The organism is Salinispora goodfellowii, assembly GCF_059570675.1.
On record NZ_JCANTD010000063.1, the window covers coordinates 1 to 5,766 of the forward strand.

Below are 5,766 nucleotides of genomic sequence, written 5' to 3' on the forward strand. Positions count from 1 at the left end.
ACCCTGCGCACCCTCACCGCAGCCGAGTTCACCGCCGACGACCCGGCGATAACCAGCGCCCCCTACCAGCAGATCCTGCACGTCCTCGCCACCGCGCCCACCGGCATGCGAGCCAAGGGCATCTGCCTCGCACTCGGCGTCGAACCCTCACCGAAACACGTCGAAGCCACCCGCGCGAAGCTCAAGCGCATGGTCAACCGCCACGTCCTGACCGAGGACGAACCCGGAGTGTTCACCCTCACCCTAAAACGGACCTAATACTCCAGACCGCCCTCTCACAGCCGTTGACGAAGATGTCCTCCACCCGCGGATCGTCGATCAACCTCTGCAGCCCGCCCAAGCCGGTGAAGCTGTCCCGCAAAGCGCGGGCCAGGGCCGCCTCGCCCTGCGGAGTGAGCGGCAGCCGGCCGGCGGAGATGTCCTCGCGGGCGTGGACGACCAGTTCCTCGGCGATGTATCCCGCGATCACCGCGTGGCGCTCACCGTCGGGAAGCTGCGCGCCGTGCGCGGCCAGACGGTCGCTGACCCGGGCGCGCAGCCGCGCCACCACCTCCGGCGTCACCGCGGTCGTACCGCCGTTCAGGGTCAAGGCGGTCACCGCGCGACCTCCAGCGCCGCACCGGCGGACTGTCCGCCGACCGCGACGGACGCGGCGAGGGCGCGCAAAGCCTGGGCAAGGCGGGTACGTGTCCACGCCCGCCCCATCATCCTCCCCGCGAGGACGCCCGCGCCCCACCGATCGGTAGGCAACTGCGCCCACACCGGGACACCGAGGCGCCCACTGACTTCGGTCGGGGGGTAGGCCGACCGGCCCCAGACCGCCAGCCCGACAAAATCCGGCCGCGCTGCGGCGCGCAGCGCCGGCAGGCGAGTGTCCAGGTGATCCAGGTACTCCGTCGACCCCGAGGTGACCAGCACGACCGCGTCAGCGAAGCGCAGCAGGCCCCACGCCGGGCTGTTGGCGTAGAGACGACCCACGTCGGCGACCACTACCGGCGCCAACCGCGCGACCGCGTCGCCCTGGCCGACGAGGACCGACACCGCGCCCGCGGCGGTCTCGGCCGCACCCGGGCCGACGAGGACGTGCAAGCCCAGCGGCATCTGCTGCACGTACGGTGCCACCCCGCCGGAGTGCCCGCCATGCCGTGCCGCCGCCGCCAGGGACGCCAGACCCGGCTCCTGCGCCAGCCCGAACCGCGCAGCAACCACCCCGCCACCGGGATCAGCCTCTACCAGCAACGCCGGACGCTCCGGCCACAACGCCGCCATCCCCAACGCCGTTGTCGACGCGCCCGGCGCTCCGGACACCGACGCCACCACCACCAACATCTCCCGCGCCTCCTCACATCTCACTGGGACGGGCCGAGCTGCACCAGCGACACGTCTCCAGGGGCCGCCGCGACCCCTTCCGCCGCATCCGCGGCGAGCAGCACCGTCACCAACTGCGTGCCCACCTGGTCCCCGCCCGCCGCCACGGACACGACCGTGGCCACCGCCCGGCGCACACCGTTGTTCTGCTGCGACGCCTGCTGTCCCCCCGCAGGCGGAGCGACCAGCACCACCACCCGCGACCCGGCGGTCAGGCTCGTCGGGGCCCGGCCCGGCTTGACCGGCACCGCGATCACCGCCTGCCCCGGTGCGGGCCACGCCGCCGGCCCGACTTGCGCGGATACCAGCAGGCTCCCCGCCGCCAGCGGCACCGCCGCAGAACGGCCGACGATCCCCCCGCGTCGCTCGGCCGGGACGAGGTCCAGGCCGGACGGGTTTGCCACCCGCACCACCCGCACATCGGCGTCGGCGATGACCTGACCCGCCGGTACGTCCCGCGCTACGGCGAGGAATTGCTCGTCAACGTGCCGGCGCAGATCCACCTGCCAAAACGTCACCACCGTCGCCAGGACCAGCAGCAGCCCGGCGACCACGCGCCGCCCGCTGCGTCGCCCCACCCGCCGCGTACGGGCGGACACCGGCGGCAGATCCGCGGCGGTGGTATCCGCCGCGTGGGGACGGTCTGTGGTGACGCTCACCGGGCACCTCCGACGATCGCCTGGGACTCCGCCACCCGCACGGACACCGTCGAGGTCGTCGTGAGCGGGGCGAGAGTGCCTTCACTACCGGCACCAGACCAGACGACCGACCACGTCACCGTCGCCCGCAGTTGGAACGCTGCCCCCGCCGCGGCAGCGGATGAGAAGGAGTAGGTATGCCCGCACGGCGAGGACGCCTGTGGGTCCGTGCCCGGCCTCCACGGCTTGCCTGGGCCAGTGCACGTCAGGTCGTCGCTGCCGTCGCCGAAGGACCACACCACCCGCGTCGGCGTCGCGGTAGCGGTGACCGACACCCCTGGCACCGACGCGGTCGCCGACCGGGCACCCCAGGTCGCCGGGTCCACCCACAGCCACACCGGCACTTGCACCAGCACGAACGGCGCCGTCGCGGGATTCGTGCGGATCCGCGGCGAGGGCAGGCGCAGCCGAGAACGCGCTGTCTGCGCCAACGCCGCTAGGCTCATCGCCGGGGCCTGGTCCAGCCACACCGGTACCTTCTTCGACCCCATCCCGTTGCCCACGCAGGTCCGCGAATACCAACCGCCCGCTGGGCCCTTACCCGGAGGGGGTGGGAAGTCCCCGTCGACCGGCGCCCAGTAGCAGCCGTCTTCGCCGCCGCGATCCGAGCCGTCATCGGACCCGCCGCTGCCCTGGTTGCCGCCGGTGGAGCCGCCAGGCCCGCCGGGGGTGCCGGCGCTAATCTCGCATTCGGGAGCCGACGGGCTCTGCGTGCAGTTGACCCCGCCGATGCCGCCGTCGGCATATCCCGGGCTTCCGGATGCCAGCACGATCGCTGCCGCGCCCGCGGCGATCAGGGATTGGGCGGTGCGACGCATCAGCACGACCCCACGTCCTGGACGCCGAAGCTGGTGACCTTCCAGCTGCCGGCCGCGAGGTTCGTGACTGTGGCCCGCGCACTCTGCCGGCCCCCGGGCACATCGTTGATCGGTTCGCCCGACAAGTTGTAGACTAGAAAGTTACTGTCATCGATACAGTCAGTGACTGTCACCGTCGCGGGTGAGGAGGTGAGCGCAACTTCGGCCGGCTGCGGGTTGAGGACGTACTCGCCCTTGAGTACCTGCTTCTTGCTCCGGTAGGTGGCCAGGCCATTCCGCAACGTCTTCAGTGCGCCGTCGCTGGCGAACCTGCTGAGGTCAGGCTCGTCGGGGTTGGCGGTGAGGCCGGCCTTCGCGTACGCGGCCCACATGCCGCGGTACGCGTCCAGCGCGGCGTCTTCGGCGGCATCACGCGGATCCTGGCTGGGTATGGAAACAGCGACGGAGGCGGTGGGAGAAGGTTCTTGCCCGGTGCTCCCGGTCTCGCATGCTCCCGCACCGGCCGCCAGGATCAGGCCGATCGCTGAGCCCGCCGCCCGAAGCTGGTGACTTCGCGATCGGATAGTGGAACTTCGCTGTCTGTTACGGCTCGTCATCTGCCGTCCCGCCTCCGAACGGTTCGTGGCGACAGCGACGCCTGGTCGCCCCGCTGTCGTGGAAGTTGCACGCACGAATGTCTGATCCACCTCTACACCCGACCCCCGTAGTTACCGCAACGTGCTTACCTCCCAGTGATTACTGCTAGGTGCTCACCCAGGGGTAACCGATAATGTGAATTTTTCGGCTTCAATCCGGCAAGTCGATGTCGGACTCGTGAGGCTATGCCTATAGAGAGCGAATACTTTGGAAACCTCGAAAGGCTCTGGCGGTCGCGTACCATGAGCTTCGCTACCGAGGGTCCTCAGACCGCTGACCCTCGCCGAGGAGCTCCGCGTCGGCCCGCCGCCATTGCAAGTCTCTAGCGTTGAGTAGCCTGTAGCGGTCGCCGTTGGGGCGTTGGCGGAGCGGATGAGGCAACCCGCGCGATATTGCGGGCAGACCTGTGCCAGCGTGAGGCAATCGGGCTTTGTGGCGCGAACCGAGCAAGGTGGTTGGGGGCCTGATCGTCACTGCAAGCGCCTACCGGCTGACCAGCATCGGGTGCGCACTGGTGGGCATGTTGCATGCACTCACCAAGGGCGGCCGTCTCGTGTCCAGCACGCTCTCATCTCAATGAGATTCCTCAACGTCGTGAAGATCTTGGCTTGACTCAAGGTGAGTTTGTTGTTCACGTAGAGCAGTCGATCCCCTAGACTCGCCCTCTGGCCGACCTTGACGGGGAGGGCAGGCGGATGGACGACGACCTCCAGGACGCGCAAGACGCCATTAAACTGTGCGCACAGCGGTGGAGCCTGGAAATCCTTACGACCCTCGGCCAGCGGCCGATGCGATTCTCGGAGCTGCTGCGCGAGATCCGACCGGCGCCGAGTTCGAAATCACTCAATGACGCTCTGCGCCGTCTGCGCGACGGTGGCTTAGTGCACCACGTTGACGACGCAGGTGCCGGTACCTACACTCTCACCGCCGCCGGCACCCACCTGCTGCCGCTGCTTTCATCGTTCATGCGGGAAATACGGCGTTGGTCAGAGACCTACCGCGTCGGATGCGTGCGGCCGACAGGTGCAGACGCGGCACCGGCGTAGGCCGAGGGTGCGCCCCGAAAGCCACAGCCGATGAATCCCGTAGCACTGGGGCTGGCGCTCTCCGGCGGCGCACTTGCCGGCCTGACGCTGCCACACGCGTACACGTGGCTGGCGACCAAGCCGGCAGTAGCCGCGGGCCCGTCGAAGTTGGGCGTGGCCGAAGGGGACACCTCGGCGGCGGCCAGGAGCGTGCGAACAACGGTGGCCGTATCGGCGCTGTGCGGTATCGGGATGGCTGTCGCCTCCGTCGGCCTAGCCTGGCTTCTGCGCGACGCCCGCGGCGGCCTGCCCCTGCTGGCGGTCTGGTTGGTGGTGATGCACACCGGCGTGCTGCTCGCCGCCGTTGACGTTGCCCTCCGCAGGCTGCCTACGCCCGTGATCAGTGTCGCTGCCCTGGCCGTCGGCGTTGTGCTGGCCGGTGAGGCAGCGATCACGGGCCGGGTCCGAACGCTGGTCACCGCCACGCTCGCTGCGGCTGCGCTTGGCGGCCTATACCTGGCTTTGGTCATCGTGGCAGGCAGCGGAATGGGCCTGGGCGACGTGCGGCTGGCCGCGCTGCTCGGTGCGGCATTGGGTGCCATCAGCTGGCCTGCGGTGTTCCTCGGCGGCCTACTGCCTTTCGTGCTCGCCGTACCCGAAGCGCTAGCACGCATGGCGCTGCGCCGTACGCACAGCATTGCCTTCGGTCCGTACCTGGTCGCCGGGGCGCTGATAGCGGCTGTGTTCTGTAGTTGATCACACGCCCTGACCAGACTCCGTGTCGACCCGCGCACCCGCGCCTACGTCCAGCGACGAACCACCGAAGGCCGAACGAAACACGAGATCCTTCGCTGCCTGAAGCGCTACCTCGCCCGCAAAATCTTCAAGATTATAATCGGGGTCGTCGAGCCAACGCTTGCTTGACCAAACACAGGGGCGTCGAGCAGGCCGCGTTGAAGTGTCTGTACCTGGTGACTCGCTCCCTGGACCCTACCGGAGCAGGCAGAACCCGATGGACGATGCGCTGGAAACCCGCGTTGAACGCCTTCGCCTTCGTCTTCGCCTTCACCTTCACCTTCAGCGACCGTTCCCAGCCGCTGAAACCTACATACCAAGTTGTCGAAACGTCCGACGGTGGACCGTCGGCGCTGGGTCGCAACGCGCTCGGCGGTGTACCGATCGGGGATGAGATCCTCGCCGACGGTGGACCGTCGGCGCTGG

General features: G+C 69.0%; 6 protein-coding genes and 4 pseudogenes. 5 read left to right on the forward strand and 5 right to left on the reverse strand.

Going from position 1 to position 5,766, the window contains the following annotated elements:
* Positions 1–258: pseudogene (locus T398_RS26135) on the forward strand (hypothetical protein); the annotation flags it as partial.
* Between the two features lie 4 nt (positions 259–262).
* Here T398_RS26135 and T398_RS26140 read toward each other — a convergent pair.
* The 5 genes and pseudogenes from T398_RS26140 to T398_RS26160 all read right to left on the reverse strand — a co-directional run.
* A pseudogene (locus T398_RS26140) lies at positions 263–598 on the reverse strand (CpaF family protein); the annotation flags it as partial.
* Positions 595–1,329 (reverse strand): MinD/ParA family ATP-binding protein, encoded by a 735-nt coding sequence (locus tag T398_RS26145; protein ID WP_496450475.1) that lies wholly within the window; start codon positions 1,327–1,329, stop codon positions 595–597. The gene T398_RS26145 and the pseudogene T398_RS26140, both read right to left, overlap by 4 nt.
* Before the next feature lie 20 nt (positions 1,330–1,349).
* Complete coding sequence (locus T398_RS26150; RefSeq protein ID WP_496450476.1) at positions 1,350–2,027, reverse strand: SAF domain-containing protein; 678 nt, start codon at positions 2,025–2,027, stop codon at positions 1,350–1,352.
* Complete coding sequence (locus T398_RS26155; protein ID WP_496450477.1) at positions 2,024–2,890, reverse strand: hypothetical protein; 867 nt, start codon at positions 2,888–2,890, stop codon at positions 2,024–2,026. Before T398_RS26155 ends, T398_RS26150 begins: the two co-directional genes overlap by 4 nt.
* Entirely contained in the window at positions 2,884–3,480 is a 597-nt protein-coding gene (locus tag T398_RS26160; protein WP_496450478.1) for a hypothetical protein, read from the reverse strand. The genes T398_RS26155 and T398_RS26160 overlap by 7 nt, the downstream gene beginning before the upstream one ends.
* Before the next feature lie 735 nt (positions 3,481–4,215).
* Between T398_RS26160 and T398_RS26165 the strand changes: the two genes are divergently transcribed.
* The 4 genes and pseudogenes from T398_RS26165 to T398_RS26180 form a co-directional block, all read left to right on the forward strand.
* Positions 4,216–4,566 (forward strand): winged helix-turn-helix transcriptional regulator, encoded by a 351-nt coding sequence (locus T398_RS26165; protein WP_496450479.1) that lies wholly within the window; start codon positions 4,216–4,218, stop codon positions 4,564–4,566.
* A 30-nt stretch (positions 4,567–4,596) separates the two neighbouring features.
* Positions 4,597–5,301 (forward strand): prepilin peptidase, encoded by a 705-nt coding sequence (locus T398_RS26170; RefSeq protein ID WP_496450480.1) that lies wholly within the window; start codon positions 4,597–4,599, stop codon positions 5,299–5,301.
* A 27-nt stretch (positions 5,302–5,328) separates the two neighbouring features.
* Positions 5,329–5,469 (forward strand): annotated as a pseudogene (locus tag T398_RS26175) (IS110 family transposase); the annotation flags it as partial.
* A 5-nt stretch (positions 5,470–5,474) separates the two neighbouring features.
* Positions 5,475–5,653 (forward strand): annotated as a pseudogene (locus tag T398_RS26180) (IS256 family transposase); the annotation flags it as partial.
* Between the last annotated feature and the right edge of the window lie 113 nt (positions 5,654–5,766).